The 19,180-nt window shown below is 59.8% G+C and carries 17 protein-coding genes; 16 read left to right on the forward strand and 1 reads right to left on the reverse strand.

Annotated features, from left to right (window positions below; translation table 11 throughout):
- The first annotated feature begins 22 nt into the window (after nt 1-22).
- From PA598K_RS03635 to PA598K_RS03710, 16 genes are read left to right on the forward strand one after another with little or no spacing between them, the layout of a single operon-like run.
- A complete protein-coding gene (locus PA598K_RS03635) occupies nt 23-919 on the forward strand; it encodes an ABC transporter permease (protein WP_128655543.1) in 897 nt (298 codons plus the stop codon).
- A 13-nt stretch (nt 920-932) separates the two neighbouring features.
- Nucleotides 933-1,820, forward strand: coding sequence for a carbohydrate ABC transporter permease (locus PA598K_RS03640; RefSeq protein WP_128655544.1), 888 nt, complete (start codon nt 933-935; stop codon nt 1,818-1,820).
- Nucleotides 1,821-1,851: 31 nt separating this feature from the next.
- Complete coding sequence (locus PA598K_RS03645; protein WP_185601524.1) at nt 1,852-3,636, forward strand: right-handed parallel beta-helix repeat-containing protein; 1,785 nt, start codon at nt 1,852-1,854, stop codon at nt 3,634-3,636.
- Between the two features lie 53 nt (nt 3,637-3,689).
- Nucleotides 3,690-4,772: a Gfo/Idh/MocA family protein gene (locus PA598K_RS03650; protein ID WP_128655546.1), complete on the forward strand. Its 1,083-nt coding sequence runs from the start codon at nt 3,690-3,692 to the stop codon at nt 4,770-4,772.
- A gap of 28 nt (nt 4,773-4,800) precedes the next feature.
- Nucleotides 4,801-5,814 carry a Gfo/Idh/MocA family protein gene (locus PA598K_RS03655; RefSeq protein ID WP_128655547.1) on the forward strand — a complete coding sequence of 338 codons (1,014 nt, stop codon included), beginning with the start codon at nt 4,801-4,803 and terminating at the stop codon, nt 5,812-5,814.
- Complete coding sequence (locus PA598K_RS03660) at nt 5,811-7,118, forward strand: L-alanine-DL-glutamate epimerase (protein ID WP_128655548.1); 1,308 nt, start codon at nt 5,811-5,813, stop codon at nt 7,116-7,118. Before PA598K_RS03655 ends, PA598K_RS03660 begins: the two co-directional genes overlap by 4 nt.
- The gene (locus PA598K_RS03665) at nt 7,115-8,032 is read left to right on the forward strand and encodes a Gfo/Idh/MocA family protein (RefSeq protein WP_128655549.1); all 918 of its coding nucleotides are present in this window, start codon (nt 7,115-7,117) and stop codon (nt 8,030-8,032) included. The genes PA598K_RS03660 and PA598K_RS03665 overlap by 4 nt, the downstream gene beginning before the upstream one ends.
- A gap of 25 nt (nt 8,033-8,057) precedes the next feature.
- The gene (locus PA598K_RS03670; RefSeq protein WP_185601526.1) at nt 8,058-9,155 is read left to right on the forward strand and encodes an alanine racemase; all 1,098 of its coding nucleotides are present in this window, start codon (nt 8,058-8,060) and stop codon (nt 9,153-9,155) included.
- A gap of 22 nt (nt 9,156-9,177) precedes the next feature.
- Nucleotides 9,178-10,503 carry a M20 family metallopeptidase gene (locus PA598K_RS03675; RefSeq protein ID WP_128655551.1) on the forward strand — a complete coding sequence of 442 codons (1,326 nt, stop codon included), beginning with the start codon at nt 9,178-9,180 and terminating at the stop codon, nt 10,501-10,503.
- Entirely contained in the window at nt 10,500-11,978 is a 1,479-nt protein-coding gene (locus PA598K_RS03680) for a M81 family metallopeptidase (protein ID WP_128655552.1), read from the forward strand. Before PA598K_RS03675 ends, PA598K_RS03680 begins: the two co-directional genes overlap by 4 nt.
- A gap of 4 nt (nt 11,979-11,982) precedes the next feature.
- Entirely contained in the window at nt 11,983-12,741 is a 759-nt protein-coding gene (locus PA598K_RS03685) for an SDR family NAD(P)-dependent oxidoreductase (protein WP_128655553.1), read from the forward strand.
- A gap of 24 nt (nt 12,742-12,765) precedes the next feature.
- Nucleotides 12,766-13,785: a Gfo/Idh/MocA family protein gene (locus PA598K_RS03690; RefSeq protein WP_128655554.1), complete on the forward strand. Its 1,020-nt coding sequence runs from the start codon at nt 12,766-12,768 to the stop codon at nt 13,783-13,785.
- A gap of 6 nt (nt 13,786-13,791) precedes the next feature.
- Nucleotides 13,792-14,820, forward strand: a complete 1,029-nt coding sequence (locus PA598K_RS03695) for a Gfo/Idh/MocA family protein (RefSeq protein ID WP_128655555.1) — start codon at nt 13,792-13,794, stop codon at nt 14,818-14,820.
- Complete coding sequence (locus tag PA598K_RS03700) at nt 14,817-15,722, forward strand: fumarylacetoacetate hydrolase family protein (RefSeq protein ID WP_128655556.1); 906 nt, start codon at nt 14,817-14,819, stop codon at nt 15,720-15,722. The genes PA598K_RS03695 and PA598K_RS03700 overlap by 4 nt, the downstream gene beginning before the upstream one ends.
- 53 nt (nt 15,723-15,775) lie before the next feature.
- A complete protein-coding gene (locus PA598K_RS03705) occupies nt 15,776-16,198 on the forward strand; it encodes a RidA family protein (RefSeq protein ID WP_128655557.1) in 423 nt (140 codons plus the stop codon).
- Nucleotides 16,195-17,499 (forward strand): aspartate aminotransferase family protein, encoded by a 1,305-nt coding sequence (locus tag PA598K_RS03710; protein WP_128655558.1) that lies wholly within the window; start codon nt 16,195-16,197, stop codon nt 17,497-17,499. The genes PA598K_RS03705 and PA598K_RS03710 overlap by 4 nt, the downstream gene beginning before the upstream one ends.
- 66 nt (nt 17,500-17,565) lie before the next feature.
- On the opposite strand, the gene PA598K_RS03715 is transcribed toward PA598K_RS03710, so the two are convergent.
- Entirely contained in the window at nt 17,566-19,080 is a 1,515-nt protein-coding gene (locus PA598K_RS03715) for a GH32 C-terminal domain-containing protein (RefSeq protein WP_128655559.1), read from the reverse strand.
- Nucleotides 19,081-19,180: the final 100 nt, after the last annotated feature.

The raw sequence follows: 19,180 nt of genomic DNA on the forward strand, positions 1-19,180 counted from the left end.
GCAGACGAGGGAGGCGAGAGCGATGCAAAGACGATTCAGGCTGGAGCTTCCGCTGCATGTGATGCTGCTGCCTGGCGTGCTTATTGTTCTAATCTATCACTACTTTCCGATGGGCGGCATCGTTATGGCCTTCCAAAATTATGTGCCTACGAAGGGGCTGTTTGGCTCTCCGTGGGTAGGGTGGGACAATTTCACGTATTTCTTCAGCCTGCCGGACACGCATCAAGTGATACGGAATACGCTCCTGATCGCTGTGATGAAGATTGTTTTTGGATTGGTCGTCACCATCGGCATGACGCTTCTGTTGAACGAAGTGACGAAGAGATGGTTCCAGCGCTCGGTTCAAACCTTGATTTATATCCCGCACTTCCTGTCGTGGATTATCCTCGGGGGAATCCTGATCGATATGTTATCGCCCGCCGACGGGATCGTCAATCAGGTGCTAAGGGCAATAGGCGTGGGCGACATCTTTTTTCTCGGCGACAATAACTGGTTTCCATTGACACTGGTGATCTCGGAGACCTGGAAGGAATTCGGTTTCAGCACGATTGTCTATTTGGCGGCGCTGACGAGCATCAATCCGGCTCTCTATGAATCCGCCGCCATCGACGGAGCGGGCCACTGGCGGAGAATGCTGCATATTACGTTGCCGGGCATGCTGCCGATTATTATTCTGATGGTGACGCTCAGTCTGGGCTCGGTCTTAAACGCTGGCTTCGAACAGATCTTCGTGCTGCTCAGTCCGCAAGTGTACGAGAGCGGAGATATCATCGATACGATGGTGTATCGGATGGGTCTGCAGCAGATGCAATTCAGCGCAGCGACGGCTATTGGGTTATTCAAATCGATCACCTCCTTCCTATTAATTGGCACCTCTTATTGGTTGGCCTATCGATTTACCAATTATCGGATTTTCTAGGGGGGATCACACCTTGGTTGAACGCGCAACATGGTCGAGGAAGCTGTTTCTTGGATTCAATTATGTGGTGTTAGCACTGATTTCTTTCTTGTGTCTGTTTCCGATCCTGCAGATGGTGGCGATCTCGTTCAGCTCGGGCACTGCGGCGGCATCGGGACGGGTGACGCTGTTTCCGATCGATTTTACCACCGATGCGTATCGCTATGTACTGCGCAATCAAGCGTTCATGGATGCCGTATGGGTCTCCGTGGAACGCGTAGTGCTGGGCTGTTCGTTACAGATGATCTTGCTCATCCTGATTGCTTATCCGCTATCGCGAGAGGTATCGGCCTTCCGTCACCGCACCTTATACGTATGGTTTTTTATGATCACGATCCTGTTCAGCGGCGGGTTGATCCCGACCTACCTGGTGATCAAGCAGACGGGACTGATCGATACGATCTGGGCGTTGGTCATTCCGTCCGCGGTTCCGGTATTCAGTGTGGTGTTGCTGCTTAATTTTTTCCGAAGCCTGCCCAAGGAATTGGCGGAGGCGGCATTTATAGACGGGGCGGGGCACTGGACGACGTTGTTCAAAATCTATGTTCCCTTGTCCAAGCCAGGGATTGCTACGCTGCTGCTCTTCTCGGTGGTCGGACATTGGAACTCCTGGTTCGACGGCATCATCTATATGAACTCGCCTGACAAGTACCCGCTGCAAAGCTATTTGCAATCGATTGTGTTAATGAAGCAGGATTCGGCCGCATTATCGGTCATGGATGCATCCGTTTTGGCCAATCTGTCCGACCGGACATTGAAATCCGCGCAAATCGGTTTGGGCGCTTTGCCGATCTTGATGGTCTACCCGTTTCTTCAGCGATACTTCATGAAGGGCATCGTCATGGGCAGCGTCAAAGAATAACACAGATCAAACAACCAGGAGAGTGATGGGGATGGCGGAACAAGCGCAAGTCATAGCCGATATCGCAACCTTGCAAGCAACGGAAGGCGAGTACGACGGTCAACTGGTGGAGGTCGTCAGTTATTACGGCACCTGGGCAAGCGATCCTCGCGGTCCGGTAGGCGGAGGCTGCTTCATCTGGTCTGCCGCCAGCACGGCCGCAGACGACGGCGGGCTGGTAATCCAGGCCACGGGGGTAGCCATCGGACGTTGGATCAGGCGCGATGCCCGCGTCGTAACCCCGGAGATGTTCGGATCGGTCTGTGGCGGGGCAGACGATACGCAAGTTTTTGTCCGCATGTTTGCTGCTCAGCTCCCAGTGGAGTTAGGGCCCTACACGTACGTCGTTGCCCCCAAAGCGCCAGCCGGGGAATACCAGCCGACCAATCACAGAGGCAGCTTGTTCAAGCCCAAAGCAAGCGTTCGCGGCGTGCCAGGCAAGTCGAGGCTTCAGTATTATGTGCCGGGGACCAATTTACAGGGATATTTTTTGGCCTTGCGGGATGTCGTTGGCATTACGATCGAGGGCATTCATTTTTACGGCGGCGACGGGGGCATTATCATTGATCCGATCAGCGATTATTCCGTCAGCAATATCTCCATTATTAACTGCCACTTCGAGAGTCAGGATGATATTGCCGTGTGCTGCGGAAGACAGCTGGCACTGGATGTGAATGCCAAGCTGAACAGTAAGGTCAAAATCCGGGGATGCACGTTTACCGGGATCGGCGGACATGCGGTTGTGGTGACCCAGGCCCGAGACGCTATCGTCACCGGCAACTTTTTTGACCGTGTCTGGGCAGGCGAAGGGGTGAATGCGGGCGGTTACTGTATCGATATCAGCCAAGGGGTCCGAGGCTGCGTAGTTGCAGACAATGTCGCGCGCAACAGCACCTATTTTATGAAGACGGAGTCTTACACGGTAGAAGGCTCTACCCCCGAAGCGTGTCTGACGACGGATATCGTCATCGCCAACAACGAGTGCATCGACATGCGCCCTGTATATCAGTCCGGCAGCTATGTCAGCGGTTTTGCCATCCTGATCAACAGCCGATCGGGCAATGTCATCATCGAGGGCAACCGGCTCACCTACAACAAAGGGAACGGGGTGTATATCTATAGCTCCTCGCCCAGCGAGGGGGCGGTGCAGGTCAGAGGCAATCTGATCGTGCAGACGGATGCCGGCAATTATGAGAGCAGCGGGATCTTCTGTTCGCCCGACAGCAGCAAGCGGGCCGTTATTCAGGGGAATACCGTGCATGGCTTCTATAACGGGATCGTCTGTAACTTGGGCAAGATGGCGGTTCATGACAACGATGTTGTGGCGATCAAATCCGGCGTCACCGTTCACAGCTCGTCCGAGGTTTCGATTGAAGGGAATGATCTGCGGGGGGAGACGGGCATGATCTTTCCGGTTACGACCGCGCAGTTCTACAAGCGGGCGCGTATTTGCGAGAATCGCGTGCAGTCCACGATAGGCTGCGGACTGGACTTGTCGCTCGCTGCCAATCCGATCGGCTTCATCGTGCAAGGCAATGTGTTCGAGAAATCGACGGAAAACACGAATCCAGCCTTCTATGCCGAGGGCGTGGAATCGGCCGTTATTTCCAGCAATGTTTTTCGCGTGCCGAGCCCTTCGTCCAAAGCGCTGGGTCTCTATTCGACGACGAAAACCTCCATTCTCCGAGATAACCTGACCAATGGCATCCATCAGATCGTAACGACGGATGCGCTTACCGTGCAGGATGGGAATCTAACGACTGTCGCGAACCTATAGCGGTTCCCGGGGCAGCACAGCAATGAACCTATACAAGACAGGAGCAGAAAACGATGAGTAAAATTCGTCTGGGAATTATCGGATGCGGCAACATGGCGGATAGTCATGGTCAAGGCTTCCAGGAATTGATCGATCGCATGGAGGTCGCCGTCACCTGCGACATCGTGCTCGAAAGAGCGCAAGCAGCAGCAGAGGTGGCCGGGGCCAAGCTGGCTGTCGCCGATTACCATGAGATGCTGGAGCATGTGGATGCCGTTCTCGTCGTGCTGCCGCATGACCTGCATTTCGAGGTGGGCATGACCTGCTTGAAGGCGGGCAAGCATGTGCTCATGGAGAAGCCGATGTGCAATACCGAGGAAGAGTGTATCGAGCTGATTCGCACGGCTGAGCGTGAGGGCAAGGTGCTGATGACGGCCTATCCGGTTCGATTCTGGCCGATCGTGCGCAAGCTCAAGGCACTGATCGAGGAGAAGACGTACGGAGATTGCTTTCAGTTGTCGATCTGGACCGAGCAGTATACAAGGCATGACGAGGGACACTGGATTCAATCGGCCCAAAGCCTCGGGGGCGGTCAATTTTTCAGCCATGGCTGTCACTATGTCGATCTGATGCTCTGGATACTCGGACGTCCCGTCCGGGGGACGCATCTCGGCACGAACTTCGGGACGCCCTGGATGGAAAAAGAGGGGACGAGCAATGTAGCTATCGAGTTCGAGAGCGGCGCGCTCGGCTATCACTTCGGAACCTGGGGAGCCCGCGGCACCCGGTTAGGCTGGAGTATTCATGCGCATTGCACCGAGGGCATGCTGGAGATCAACCTCGCGGAACGCAAGCTCTATCTTCACGCCCATATGAATGAAGAGAAAGCGAATTTGGACACGTCGTCCAGCACCCAGGTGCTGATGGACATCGAATCGGCCGGGAAGTTTACGCATTTCGAGCTGGAGCATTTCCTCGAATGTATCCAAACGGGACAACGGCCGATGACTGACGGTCCGACCAGTCTGCAAGGACTGCGTCTCATCTGGCGATTGTATGAAGCTGAGCGCACGAATACGGTTGCCAATCTGCAAGGCCTGGGATTCGAGGATGATTGGGAGAAGGTTGAAGGCGGAGTAACGAGTAGCTTTGGGTGATCAAGCCTAACTATTGGGAGGTACGACCATGTTCAAGATCGGAATTATCGGCTGCGGGAATTTGGGACGGACGCATGCCACATGCATAGCAGAGCTGGAGGGAATGGCCTCGTCGGCTTATTGCGATGTCTACGAGCCCAATGCCCTGCAGTTGCTGGAGACCTTCGGCGGAGATTACGCGACTAGCGACCCGGAGCAGTTGTTCGCAGACCCGGAGCTGGATGCGATTTACGTGACGACGCAGCACGATACGCATGCCGAATATTGCATTCGTGCGCTGGACGCCGGGAAGCATGTGCTTGTCGAAAAGCCCTTGGCAATGACCTTGGAGCAATGTCTCGCCATCGGCGAGGCGGTGAACCGCTCGGGGAGGATGTTATTTACCGCCTTCAAGATGCGGTATTATGAGCTGCTGTGGAAGGCCAAGGAGCTGATCCCCCAACCCGTGACGATTACAATGCAGATGATGGATGACCGCTGGGGCAACGGGATCTGGCCCAACGATCCCGTCAAGGGCGGCGGCAACGTCATCAGCCAGGGCTGCCATTCCGCCGATATTATGCGCTTCGTGGCGGGGGGCGATCCGGTAGAGGTCTATGCGGCGGGCGGCAACTACTATCAGCCGAGCGGCGTCATCGACAATCTGGTCGCTGTCTTCCGTTTCGACAACGGCGCTGCGGGCTCCCTGGTCCAGGGGGATTGCAATTGTCCGCCGCTGGCCAGCAAGTTTTTTATGCAGCTCTTCGCCGAAGGAAAGTCCGTTACGCTCTCCGATCGACTGACGACGCTGACCTACTCGGAGGCGGGCAAGGAGCCGCAGATCTTCACGGGCACCGAATCGGGCTTCATGGAAGAGAACAAGGCGTTCTTGCGCTGCTTGCAGGAAAACGGCAAAGCGACGATCGACCATGTGGACGGCTTGTATGCGACGTTGATGGTGCTCCAGGCGATCGCTTCGCTAGGCAGCGGCAAGCCGGAGCCGATCCAGGCGTACGTGGAGCGGGCGCTTGCAAGCTCCGCCGAACCCGGGAGCGGACGATGATCCGCATTGCGCACACGCAATGGGCCGAGATGAAGGAGCCGTTATTGTCTCCTTTTGGATTCAAGGGCGGCAGCTTGTCGGAGCTATGGCAGATCATTGTGGGGATGCGCGACGAGGACGGGGCATTGGGCATGGGCGTTGGCGTGCAAAGCGTCTTATGGTCCGATTCCCGGGTATTTGTCCGCTACGGCGAAGCGGCAGGGAACGCGCTGATGGCCGATCTGACCAGTTACGCCTTGACGCTGGCCGGCGAATCGTCCTGCGAGACGCCGATCCATCTGCTGGAGCAGCTCGTGCCGGAGGCGCTGGCTTATGGCCGGGTACGAACCGGCATCTCCGATCTGCGTACGACCTTCGCGCTGAACGCGCTCGTTGCCATCGATCAGGCGGCCTGGGCGCTCTACAGCCGAGGAAGAGCAGGGGGCTTCGACAAGCTAGTGCCGGAGGCTTACGCCCATGCGCTGGCGCCGCCGCAGTCGGAGTTAGCCGGCATCCCGGTCATTGGCTACGGCCTCTCCGATGAAGCGATCAGGCACCTCCTGGACGAAGGGTATTTCCTGTTGAAGATCAAGATCGGGGCCGATCCCGATCAGGACGGCGATCTGGACAAGATGCTGATGTGGGACATGCAGCGGCTGACGACCATTCACGGCATCGCCTCTGCCTACGATACCGCCTATACGCTCAGCGGCAAGATTGTCTACTATCTGGACGCCAACGGCAGATATGACACCAAGGCGCGCTTGATGCGATTGCTCGAGCATGCCGAGCGGATCGGCGCACTGGAGCGAATCGTCCTGCTGGAGGAGCCGTTCGACGAGAAGAGCGAGATCGACGTGAGCGACGTACCCGTCCGTTGTGCTGCCGACGAAAGCGTGCATGACGAGCAAGATGCGCGGCTGCGGATCGACATGGGCTATGGCGCCATGGCGTTAAAGCCGATCGCCAAGACGATGAGCGTCAGCCTGAAGGTGGCGGCATATGCCCATCGTCGCGGGGTGCCGTGTTTTTGCGCCGACCTGACGGCCAATCCGCTGCTGGCGGATTGGAACAAGACGCTGGCGGCCTTCCTCGCTCCCTTGCCGGAGCTGAAGATTGGCGCGGTCGAGATGAACGGGTATCAAAACTATAAGAACTGGGAGCGGATGCTGCGCATGCATCCGCTGTCCGGCGCGCCCTGGATCGAGCCGGACAGGGGCATCTACAGGCTCGACGAGCGATTTTTCGCGACGCTGGGCGGCGCGTTGTCCGTCAGCTCGCATTACGAAGCGCGATTATACGAGGAAATGGGGCAACCATCATGAAACGTCTGAGAGTCGGTCTCGTGGACCTGGACACCTCGCATCCCGGCAGCTTCGTGCCGCTGCTGCGGGAGCTGGGTCACGAGGTGACGGGCGTATTCGATAGCGGCACGGTCTATGAGGCCGGTTATGCGGCCGCGTTTGCCCGCGAGCACGGTATCGAAGCCGTATGCGATACATTGGAGGAGCTGGCGGATCGGGTAGACGCGGTGTTCATTCATAGCTGCGATTGGGAGCTGCATGTGCGTCATGCCGAAGCCTTCGTCGCTGCGGGAGTAGCCGTCTTCGTCGACAAGCCGATGGCCGGAAGCGTGCAGGATCTGCGGCGGATGACGGACTGGACCCGGCAGGGCGCGATTCTGACGGGCGGCTCGGCCCTGCGCTATTGCCGCGAGGTTCAGGCCTGGAGCGCGCGGGGGATTCCCGCCGAGGATTGGGTGTACGGACTGGCCGGGTGTGCGGTGGATGAATTCAACTATGGTATCCATGCGTACACCTTGCTGCACGGCTTGATGGGTTCAGGGATTGCATCTGTGCGCCATCTGGGCGAGCGGGCGCAGCGGCAGATCGAATTGACCTGGAAGGATGGCCGCACGGGGATGATCAGCATCGGCAGGACGGCGGGTTATCTGCCGTTCTATGCGACCCTTGTTACGCATAAGCAGGTAGAGCACTGGCAAGTCGACAACACGTTATTGTATCGCGCCCTGCTGGAGGCCGTGCTGCCTTATCTGGCCGGCGAGGCGCCCGCCCCTGTAGCGTTCGAAGAGCTGGTCGAGGTCGAATATGCGGCCTTGGCTGCCAGACGATCGGCAGAGCTGGGCGGACGGGTCGTGTCGCTGGATGAGCTTCCGAGCGATTACGCCGGATACGAGGGTCCGGCATTTGCCCGGTATTATCAAGCGCTGGTGCGATAGCGGGGAGATAAAGGAGGAACAGCTCATGTCATCGTTTGTGGAGGAGCTGGACACGCCGGCCGTGGTCATCGATCTGGATCGGCTGGATCGCAACCTGCGTCAGACGAGCGATCGGGCGGCTAGGGCAGGCGTGAAGCTAAGGCCGCATATCAAGACGCACAAAAGCATCTGGATTGCCAAGCGGCAGCTGGCGCTCGGCGCCTGCGGGATCACCGTCGCCAAGCTCGGAGAGGCCGAGGTGATGGCGGAGGCCGGGATCGAGGATATCTTGATCGCGTATCCGATCCTGGGCGCTCGCAAGCTTGCCAGGCTGGCCGCGCTCATCGAGAAGGCCAGGGTCACTGTCGGCGTGGACAGCGTGGAAGCGGCCGAAGGGCTATCGCGCCTGGGACTTACGCTGGGTACCCGGATTCCGTTATACCTGGATGTGAACTCCGGGCTGGATCGATGCGGAGCCGAGCCCGGCGCGCCGTCCGCCGAGATCGGCCTGCGTCTGGCGGAGCTGGCGGGCGTGGAGCTCGTCGGCCTCATGACGCATGCCGGTCATGCGTACAGCCGGTCTACCGTCGACGGCTGCAGAGAGGTTGCGCATGCGGAAGCGCAGGCGCTGCTTGCCACACAGGAGCAATTGCGGGCGCAAGGGATAACGGTCCTAGAGATCAGTGTCGGCTCCACGCCGACGAGCAAGTTCATCGGGGAAGTGAAGGGCATAACCGAGATGCGTCCGGGCGCTTATGTATTCGGCGATGGCTCGCAATTATACCCCGGCACGATTGCGCTGGAGGAATGCGCGATGCACATCTATGCCACCGTCGTCAGCGCGCCGCGTCCTGGCACGCTGATCCTCGATGCGGGCTCGAAGACGTTAACGACGGACGTCAGCGTTCATCGCCCGGGGTACGGCTATGTGCCCGATCATCCGGACGCCGTCATCGAGCGGCTCAGCGAAGAGCATGCGATCATGCGCGTCCCGGACGATTGCTCGTTGCGCATCGGCGACGTCGTGTCCATCATCCCCAATCATTGCTGTACCGTTGTCAACCTGCAGGATGGATTAATCGGTGTACGCAACGGGCGCTTCGAGCGCGAGCTGCCCGTCGACGCGCGCGGACGAATACGATAATGCGAGGCGAAAGGATGAAAGCATGAAGCAGGAGAGATTGTCTGATCGCATCGGGGAATGGATGGCGAACAATCAAGCGTCTGCTGTTGAGCTCGCTCAGCAGTTGATCCGCACGGCAAGCGTCAATCGTCCGCCGTCAGGCGACGAGCGCGCCGTGCAACAGACGATCGCGGCTTGGCTGCGCGCCGAGGGTGCGGAGGTCGAGATGTATGACATCGAGAGCGTGCGGGGGCTCGTAGACCATCCCGCCTACTTCCCGGGGAGGGAGTACGCGGGCAGGCCCAATGTCGTCGGCCGCTTCAGAGGCGCAGGCGGCGGCAGGTCCTTGCTGTTCTCGAGTCATGCGGATACAGTCGCCGAAGGGAGAAGGCCATGGGCCTTCCCGCCCTTGGGCGGCCTCGTCCGCGAGGGACGGCTGTATGGCCGCGGCGCTTACGATATGAAGGGCGGGCTGGCCGCCTCCCTGATGGCGATCCGCTGTCTGCGTGAGTTGCAGGTGGAGCTGCTGGGCGATGTGATCGCCGAGAGCGTCGTCGACGAGGAGTACGGGGGCTCCAACGGAGCGCTGGCCGCTCGTCTGCACGGACCGGACGCGGATATGGCGATTATCCCGGAGCCGAGCAACTTGAAGCTGTATCCCGCCCATCTCGGAGGCGGCGCCTGGAAGGCGCGATTCACGGGCAAAAACGGCATCGTATTTAATGGCGAGCAGATCGTCAACCCTCTCGATGCGGCAGTGGAGTTCGTGCAGTTGCTCCAGGCCTTCGGCCGGTATTGGCGCGAGCGCTGGCCGGCCCCGGAGCTGTGGCGCGGCAGCAAGCCAGCCGAGGTCTTCGCGATGAAGCTCGTCACCGGGGACCCGACCCGCGAGGTAGCCGAGATGTCGGACAAGGCCGAGGTCGATTTCTGGATCGAGAGCTACCCCGGCATCAGCGGGGAACAGGTGCTGGAGGCGTTCCGGACGTTCTACGGCTCGCGCGTGGACGATTATCCGGCGCTGCTCGCGTGTCCGCTCGAGCTCTCTCCGATCATTCGTTATCTGGAGGCAAGCGCCGTGCCGGAGGACGAGCGCAGTCGGACCTTTATCCGCCTCGCCCAGGCGGCGGGAGAGCGGGCGCTTGGCACGTCTGTCGGGGAGCCGGAGGGTGCCCCGTTTACGTGCGACGCCTTCATGTTCAATCTGTATAGCCGCACCCCTGCGCTCGTGCTCGGCCCGACGGGAGGCAACGCTCATGCGCCGGATGAATATTTGGAGCTGGACAGTTATTTCGCGCTGATCCGCTGGTATGCCGAGCTGATCGCGGACTGGTGCGGCGTCGACTCGTCCTTGGGAGCGGAGCGCTCATGAAGCAAGGGGAAGCCGGACGGATCGCGATAGCGGGCATCTATCACGAGACCAATACGTTTGCGCCGGGCTTGACGGGGCTGGAGCAGTTTGAGGAAGAATGGGTGGTCGGCAACGACGCATTTGGCGAACGGTATGGCGGCACGCGCACCTCGATGGGCGGGGCGATCGATGCCGCCGCCCGCCATGGCGTCGCATGGAGCGCTGGCTTGTATGCGGCCGCTACGCCGAGCGGCATGGTCAGCGCGGCGGCTGCGGACAAGCTGCTCGCGAGCCTCGTCGATTCGCTTGACCCGGCGGCATCGGGGCTGTTGATTATGATGCACGGAGCGATGGCTTCGGAGCAGTACGATGATTTTGAGGGGGCGTGCCTGCGCAGCATCCGCGCCCGCTACGGAGCCGATTGGCCGATCGCGATGACGATCGATCTGCATGCCAATGTGAGCTGCGATATGGTGCGGCTGGCGGATATCGTGGTGGGCTACGACACCTATCCTCATATCGACATGCACGAGCGCGCCGAAGAAGCGTTCGAGCTGCTCCTCCGCTGCATCCGGGGCGAGATCTCGCCTGTGCGCGCTTATGCTCATACGGGCATGCTGGTCGTGCCCCAGGCGATGATGACGGAGCAAGGCGGCATGAAGCGGCTGATGGACCGGGCATTCGAGATCGAGACGCATCCTGACGTCCTCAATGTGTCGGTTGTCGGCGGCTTCCCGTATTGCGACGTGCCGGATGCGGGGATGTCGCTGATCGTAACGACGGATGGCGACCGCGCTGCGGCGGACAGCTATGCGGCCCAGCTCAAGCAGATGGCGGTGGAGATAGGCGCGCAATTCCGGATGGATCAATGGCCGCCCGAGCAGGCCGTCGCCGCAGCGCTGGCGTCGTCCGAGGGGCCGGTCATCCTCGTCGAGGGCTCGGATAATGTCGGTGGCGGCGCGCCTGCGGATGCGACGCATGTGCTGGCGCACCTCACGGATATACCGAAGCGAGCGCTCGTCGTGCTCAAGGACGAGGAGGCGGTGCGCGAAGCGTTCGCGCTGGGCGTCGGCGGACATTATGAAGGGCAGGTCGGCGGCAGGAGCGATCGTCTGCACGGCGACCCGGTCCCGATCGCAGGCAGGATTCGACTGCTCTCCGACGGGAGGTATCGGCATATCGGGCCGTATATGACTGGACAACTGGCGGATATGGGACGTACGGCAGTCGTCGAATGCGGGTTATTGACGGTCGTGCTGACCGAGAAACGGACAGCCCCTTGGGATCTTGGCCATATTCAGTGCGTCGGTTTGCGTCCGAACGACTTTGATCTGATCGTCGTCAAGTCGGCCATCGCCTGGCAAGCGGCCTTCGGCCCCTATGCGCGCAAGATCATCGATGTGGATTCTCCCGGGTGCTGCAGCGCCAACCTGTTGCATTTTCACTATGCCAAGGTCCGCAGACCGATCGATCCGCTGGATGCAGAACAGGAGTGAAGCGATGAGACTGAAGGATAAGGTAGCTATCGTAACCGGCGGGAGCTCGGGCATCGGCAAAGCGATCGCGGCTCGATTCGGCGCCGAAGGCGCGCAGGTCGTCATCATGGGACGAGAGCGGGAGGAGCTCGACCAGACAGCGGCCGAGCTCCAGGCGAGCGGCGTGCAGGCCATCGCGGTGTGCGGCGAGGTGCAGAGCCGGACCGCTGTCCGGTCGTTGGTGGAGACGACGCTGGCGCGGTGGGGCGCGATCGATATTCTCGTGAATAATGCCGGCATCTGCAGGACGGCTCCCTTCCTGGACATGGAGGAGGCGGAATGGGATCGGCATATGGACGTTAATCTCAAAGGCACGTTTCTGACGGGACAGGCTGTGGCGCGCGTCATGGCAGAGCAGCGCACCGGTGGCTCGATTATTAATATGTCGAGCGTCAACGGTCTGGCGGCGGAAGCGGATCAGGCGCATTACAATGCGAGCAAGGGAGGGATCAACCTGCTCACGATGTCGATGGCGCTTGAGCTGGCCCCGCTCGGCATCCGCGTGAATGCCTTATGCCCGGGGTTCATCCAGACGCGGCTCACCCAGCCACTCATCGATAACCGGGATGCTTTTGATTCGTACTTGCGCACCATTCCGATGGGGCGGGCCGGGCAGCCGGAGGAGATTGCCGATACGGCCCTGTTCCTCGCTTCCGAGGACGCGAGGTATATGACCGGCCATTGTCTGGTCGTCGATGGGGGCCAATTTAGCAAGCTGTCTTAGGCGCTGGAATATAAGGAGGCAGATATGGATACGAAAACCTTTGGCATTATAGGCTGCGAGCATCCCCATATCGGGATCTTCATCGATGAGATGCTCGCTCTGGGCCATACATGCGCCGGCATCTACGAAGCTCGCAATCGGGAGCTGGCGTCGGAGCTGGCCTCCCGGTACAACGTTGGGCTCGTCGATGCGCCCGACGTATTGCTGGCCTCGCAGGCAGAGATTATCGGCAGCTCGGCTATCAATCAAGAGAAGATCGCGATCATCGAGCGATGCGAGCGTCATGGGAAGCATGTGATGATCGATAAGCCAGCCGTCACGAATCGAGCGGACTATGAACGGTTGAGGGCGGTTATGGCAAGAGGGAAGATCAAGGTCGGGATGCTGCTGACCGAGCGATTTCACCCGGCCGTCTATACCTTGAAGCAGCAGATCGATCAAGGCAAGCTCGGACGACTGGTCTCGATCGGCATCCGCAAGCCGCATCTGCTCCGTCCAGAGACGCGACCGCCCTGGTTTTTTTCCAAAGCCCAGTGCGGCGGGATCATCATCGATCTGCTGATCCATGATGTCGATCTGTTGCGCTGGCTGACTGGCAGCGAGATCGCTTCGATGGAGGGCGTGACGGTCAAGCATGTGCTGCCTGAGTACCCGGACTTCTACGATACCGCCTCCCTGCAGGTGATGATGGAGAATGGTGTCAGCGCCCAGCTCTACGCCGATTGGCATACCCCCAAGGGGAGCTGGACGTGGGGAGACGGCAGGCTGTTCGTGACGGGTACGGAAGGAGCGGCGGAGCTGCGGCTGTCGGGCGATCCCTCCGCGTGCGACCAGACGGATCGGCCCTTGCTGCTCCATGTCGGGCATACGGAGCCGCTGAGCCTGGCGGAGCTGGAGCAGCCGCCCGCGACGATCACCGAGGATTTCCTCCGTCGTCTGGCAGGCCAGTCCTCCGTCTTAACGGACGAAGATTTATGGCGAGCGGTCCTGGCAACGATCGATGCGGACGAGTCCGCGCGATCGATCTCTTGGGTGGAGGGCTGAGCGACTATGAGCGGAGCGCTGCGTTTTGGAATTGTAGGGGCGGGAGCGATAGCGGTCATGCATGCGGAGGCGATCAAGGCGAGCCCGAGAGCAGAGCTGATCGCCGTATGCGGCAGCAAGCCGGAGTCGGCTGCTCGGCTGGCGGCAACGTATGCCGTCAAGCATGTCTTCACCGAGCTTGCCGAGCTGCTGCGGCTTCGCGAGCTGGATGTCGTGTGCATTTGCTTGCCAAGCGGCCTTCATGAGTGGGCGGCGGTGGAAGCGGCAAGAGCGGGCAAGCATATGTTGTGCGAGAAGCCGCTCGAGATTAGCTTGGACAAAGTGGACCGCATCATCGAGGCGGTGGAGCAGCATAACGTCAAGCTCGGCTGCGTCTATCAACGGCGAACGATGCCGGAGGCGATTGCGGCGCGCCGAGCCGTGCAGGAGCATCAATTGGGACGAATGGTCATGGGCGATGCCTATCTGAAATATTATCGGAGTCCGGATTATTATCGAAGCGCGAGCTGGCGGGGGACATGGGCCTTGGACGGCGGCGGCGCGCTGATGAATCAAGGGGTGCACGGCATCGATCTCATGCAATGGATCATGGGCGATGTCGCGTCCGTCTTCGCCTATTCAGCCGCATTGGCGCGGGACATCGAGGTGGAGGACACGGCGGTAGCCGTCGTCCGGTACAGGAGCGGAGCCTTTGGCGTCATCCAGGGGGCGACATCGGTATTCCCGGCGCAGGCGACGCGATTCGAGCTGCTCGGCGATCAAGGCTCGATCATCTTCGGGGATGACGGGATTCAGCTCTGGCACACGCGCAGCGGAACCGCTGCCGAGATCGAGACATCGCGCCCGATCGCGCCGGGAGCGGACCCTGGCAATCTATCGTATGAGGGGCATGCGATCCTCGTCGAGGATCTGATCGATGCCATCTGTCAGGACAGAGAACCGATGATCAACGGCTACGAGGCCCGCAAGGCGGTGCAGCTCATCGCGGCGATGTACGAATCTTCAACAACAGGAAAGGAAGTGGACATTCGATGAAGCTGGTAACCTTCCTGCGGGATGATGCGCCACACTTGGGCATCCGCACGGAGCGCGGAATTATAGATGTGTCCGTGGCGGCCGCAGCTTGGCAGGAGCATAAGCAGGCTGTGCCGGAGACGATCATGGAGGTCATCGAGCAAGGCGATGCGGCCATCGAGGCTCTGCAAAGGCTGGAGCACCAGGCGCTGGCGTCTGGAGAAACCAAGGATTGGCTGATGGAGGAATCGCAGCTTACGTATGCGCCCTGCGTGACGAATCCCGGCAAAATCATCTGTATCGGGCTCAACTATCGGCGGCATGCGGAGGAGACGAATTCCCCGATCCCCGTCTACCCGATTGTGTTCAACAAGTTCAACAACACGTTGACTGCCCACGGGAGCGATGTCGTATTGCCTGCGGTTTCTACCCAAGTCGATTATGAGGCGGAGCTTGCGATTGTGATGGGGCGGGCAGCAAAGAACGTCCCGGAGGAGGAAGCGCTCGATTACGTGTTCGGCTATTGCAACGTCAACGATCTGTCGGCGAGGGATCTGCAATTCAGGACGGGACAGTGGCTGCTGGGCAAAACCTGCGACGGCTTCTCGCCGCTGGGCCCTTATCTGGTCACGGCCGACGAAGTCGGCGATCCGCAACGGCTCGCCATTCGTACGACCGTAAACGGCGAATTGCGGCAGCACTCCTCGACCTCGGATATGATTTTCGGGTGCGGGGAGATCGTTAGCTATTTGTCGCGACATATGACGTTGCTGCCGGGCGACATCATCCTGACGGGCACGCCCGAAGGCGTAGTTATGGGCTATCCGGAGGCGGAACAGCAGTATTTGCAAGCGGGAGATCTGGTCGAGGTCGAGATCGAGAAGCTGGGTGTATTAACGAATCGTATGGTCGCTGAGGTCTAGGCGGCCTTTCGCAGGAAGCATCGTCACTTGAATCGAAAAGGAGCTGGATCAACTTGTCGACTATTATCCATACGGAGCTCGCTCCGGCGTTTCCGCTGCCGTTCTCTCAAGCGCTGCGTGCCGGAGACTTCGTGTACGTCTCCGGCCAGGTAGGCGTCGACCCGAGCACTCGAGTCGTCGCGGGAGCTACCATCGAGGAGCAGACCGTGCAATGTCTTCGCAATATCGAACGAATCCTGCAGGCGGCGGGCCTCACCCTTGACCATGTCGTCAAGATGAATGCCTTCCTCAGTAAAATGGAGGATTTCCCGGGCTATAACAAAACCTATGAAAGCGTCATGAGCCGGCCGTTTCCGACGCGCACCTCGATCGGCTGCCTGATCGGGGACTACTTGATCGAGATCGACGCGATCGCCTACGCGCCCACCAGGCGCGGAGAAGACACGTCGGACGTCAAGGGAGATGAGGCCCTGTGATACGGACGGAACAGTCGCGGCACAAATACGAGACATCGCGCCGCTATCTGGCGGGTGGCGTGGCCAGCTCGCTCCGCAGCGCCATGAAGCCTTCTCCGCTCTTCGCAGCCTCGGGTAGCGGTCCGCGGCTCCGGGACGTAGACGGAAACGAATATATCGACTATCTACTCGCCTATGGTCCACTCATTCTCGGCCATGCGCATCCGGCCATCACCGCCCGCGTGATTGAGGCGATGGAGCGAGGCATTACCTATGGCATCCAGCATGACGGGGAGATCGAGCTGGCGAGGCGGTTGACCGAGCTGTTGCCGTGCGCCGACCAGGTCGCATTGAGCGGCTCCGGCACCGAGGCGGTCATGCTCGCCCTGCGTCTGGCGCGAGCCTATACGGGCAAGCGCAAGGTGGTCCGGTTCCATGGTCATTATCACGGCTGGTCGGATGCGATCTTCACGGCGTTTCCGAGCTCCGATATGCGTGCGAGTGCTCCGACGTCGGACGCGGCGGTCAGCCCCGGCACCGGCGGACAGAGCACAGCGGCGCTAGAGGACATCATCCTGCTGCCGTGGAACGATGCGGAGGCGCTGGAGCGGGCGCTGCGCGCGCACCGGGAGGAGATCGCGGCGGTCATCTCCGAGCCGGTGATGTGTAATAACGGCTGTATGCTGCCCAAGGCCGGCTATCTGGAGCAGATGCGGCGACTGACCGAGGAGCTGGGGATCGTCATGATCCTGGATGAAGTGATCACCGGCTTCAGACTCGGTCTGGGCGGCGCGCACGGCAAGCTCGGCATCCAGCCGGATCTGATTACGATCGGCAAGGCATTGGGCGGGGGCGTGGCGATCAGCGCCGTGGCCGGGCGTCGGGAGCTGATGTCGTTGATCGAGGACGGAACGGTAAGTCATCTGGGCACGCTGAACGGCAATGGCGTGGCAACGGCCGCTGCGCTGGCGACCATCGATGTATTGGCATCTGACGATGGCGCGGCGTATGCAACCATGGAGCACACCGCGCGACTGCTGGTAGACGGCTTGCGCGAGCTGCTCGCCAAGCATGAGATTCCCGGCGTTATTAATCAGGCGGGGCCGGTGTTCAACCTGATGTTCACGGATGAGCCGATCGTCGAGGACTTTGCGACGTTTACTAAAAAAGACGCCGCCAAATACAGCCGATTCGCAGAGCTGATGCTGGCGGAGGGCGTACTCGTACGCTCTAACGGCTTGTGGTATATCTCTGCCGTCCACACCGAACGGGAAGTGAACGATACGCTTCGCGCAGCAGATCGCGTGCTGGCGGATTTGTAGAAGGCGTCAGCAAGCAATGAAAAAAGCTGCGTATCCTGTTACGGTGCGCAGCTTCTTTTGTAAAACTCAGGCCATCTCCCAAATGTTAAGATCCGTAATGGAGCCGCTCGCATCCTCGGCGTAGAAGCCCAGATGAGAGAGCGTCAGCGGTTGATCCAGACGGTAGGAGATGGCGTAGGCGTCGTTGATGAACAGCTCGATGCATTCGTTGCGTACGAATAGACGAAGCTGGAACGTCGTGTCGTAGGCCAATGGCCAAGGCTTGTGCGCCGCCAGCTCGAGGACGTTCGCCACGCCCCATCCGTGCTTCACATCCCCGAGCTCGAGGCGGCTGTGGCGAACGTTCAAAAAGAGGCAAAACCGCCGCTCGCCAACAAAGATGCCAACTCCTGCGCCCTCTTGAACCGTTACCGCGCACTCGATCACGCGTCCGTCGCTCCAATCGAGACTGCTGGCGGTAGGGGACGGCGTATGCGGCAGCTCTCGCTCGATGCCGCCTGTGCTGCCCTGATTGACGAAGCTCAGCGTCCGGTCGTCCTCTGACTGCCAGATCACCGACGGCAGACGGCCAGGTTGACGCAGCACGCGGTACGAGGAGAGAGCGATGCCGCTGCTCGCCAGCGCCCCTTTCACCGATTCGCACCCCTCCCAATATTCCAGCTTCAGCACCCACGGCTCGCGCTCGACGATCCGCTTGGGCAGACCGACTCGACCGTCGATATGGTCATTCCCCCAGAAATGATAGAAAAGATAGCCGGATGCGTGCGGAATGACTCGCCCCACATAAGCCATCACGACATTGGCATGGTCGCGGCTGCCGACCAGCATCGGATCCCCGGGCGGCAGTCGGTAGGGTCCATGCAGCTGCTCGGAGACGACATAGTAGGTCCCGCCGGACCGCGCCAGTGCCCGGTCGTCATACCGCCAGCCGTGCTGCGTCACAGTCGAGAACATGACGTAGTGCCGGTCGTCGAAGCTCAGATGCTCAGGCACTTCATAGTTGGGGAACAGATCCTCGGCTGTCCCTGGAGGCAGCGCCTCCCAGTGGATGCCATCCATCGAGGTCACGACGCCGAGCACGCCCGCCTTGGCCTTGAGCTTACGCTCCGCCGCATGGGCAGTCAAAAAACCGGTGTAGGGCGGAGCGGCATCCTGCAAGGCGCCAACGATACCTAGCGAGTCCCAACGCGGCAATTCCTCGACGCAATCCTCGGGGGCGTCCAGATAATAGGCCGGATCTGGTCGCAGGACCACGTCGTCGATCCGTTCCCAGGTGTAGAGATCCTGGCTGCGGGCAAAGCGGATCTGTTGATGGCCCGGGATGAGCTCCTCCGAGTAATTCATAATGAACTCGTCGCCGATGCGCTGTACCATGCCGGTGCCAAGCCAAGCGGCGTCCGGATGCTTCTCCAGGATTGGACCATACTCCTCCCAATGGAGCAGATCGGTCGAGACGGCCATACTGATCCCGTTCCACCGTTCGGTGCCAGGGGTGATACGGATATAAAACAAATGATAGCGGTTACGATACGGCACGATCCAGCAATCCCAAAGACGGTCCTCATGTGGTTTGTAGAGCATGTGGAATGTTAACCTCCTGAATATACATATCAAAATACCTTTATACCTATTTCACATACAAGTATAAATCATGTGATTTTCTCTGTAAAGCTGGAATTGT

This window comes from Paenibacillus sp. 598K (assembly GCF_003851045.1).
GTDB lineage: Bacteria > Bacillota > Bacilli > Paenibacillales > Paenibacillaceae > Paenibacillus_D.

Bases quoted from the DNA above. Each gene is read 5' to 3' on its own strand.
- PA598K_RS03695 (WP_128655555.1), top strand. From the start codon at position 13,792: ATGAGCGGAGCGCTGCGTTTTGGAATTGTAGGGGCGGGAGCGATAGCG.
- PA598K_RS03665 (WP_128655549.1), top strand. From the start codon at position 7,115: ATGAAACGTCTGAGAGTCGGTCTCGTGGACCTGGACACCTCGCATCCC.
- PA598K_RS03645 (WP_185601524.1), top strand. From the start codon at position 1,852: ATGGCGGAACAAGCGCAAGTCATAGCCGATATCGCAACCTTGCAAGCA.
- PA598K_RS03715 (WP_128655559.1), bottom strand. From the start codon at position 19,080: ATGCTCTACAAACCACATGAGGACCGTCTTTGGGATTGCTGGATCGTG.
- PA598K_RS03700 (WP_128655556.1), top strand. From the start codon at position 14,817: ATGAAGCTGGTAACCTTCCTGCGGGATGATGCGCCACACTTGGGCATC.
- PA598K_RS03680 (WP_128655552.1), top strand. From the start codon at position 10,500: ATGAAGCAAGGGGAAGCCGGACGGATCGCGATAGCGGGCATCTATCAC.
- PA598K_RS03685 (WP_128655553.1), top strand. From the start codon at position 11,983: ATGAGACTGAAGGATAAGGTAGCTATCGTAACCGGCGGGAGCTCGGGC.
- PA598K_RS03635 (WP_128655543.1), top strand. From the start codon at position 23: ATGCAAAGACGATTCAGGCTGGAGCTTCCGCTGCATGTGATGCTGCTG.
- PA598K_RS03670 (WP_185601526.1), top strand. From the start codon at position 8,058: ATGTCATCGTTTGTGGAGGAGCTGGACACGCCGGCCGTGGTCATCGAT.
- PA598K_RS03690 (WP_128655554.1), top strand. From the start codon at position 12,766: ATGGATACGAAAACCTTTGGCATTATAGGCTGCGAGCATCCCCATATC.
- PA598K_RS03650 (WP_128655546.1), top strand. From the start codon at position 3,690: ATGAGTAAAATTCGTCTGGGAATTATCGGATGCGGCAACATGGCGGAT.
- PA598K_RS03675 (WP_128655551.1), top strand. From the start codon at position 9,178: ATGAAGCAGGAGAGATTGTCTGATCGCATCGGGGAATGGATGGCGAAC.
- PA598K_RS03655 (WP_128655547.1), top strand. From the start codon at position 4,801: ATGTTCAAGATCGGAATTATCGGCTGCGGGAATTTGGGACGGACGCAT.
- PA598K_RS03660 (WP_128655548.1), top strand. From the start codon at position 5,811: ATGATCCGCATTGCGCACACGCAATGGGCCGAGATGAAGGAGCCGTTA.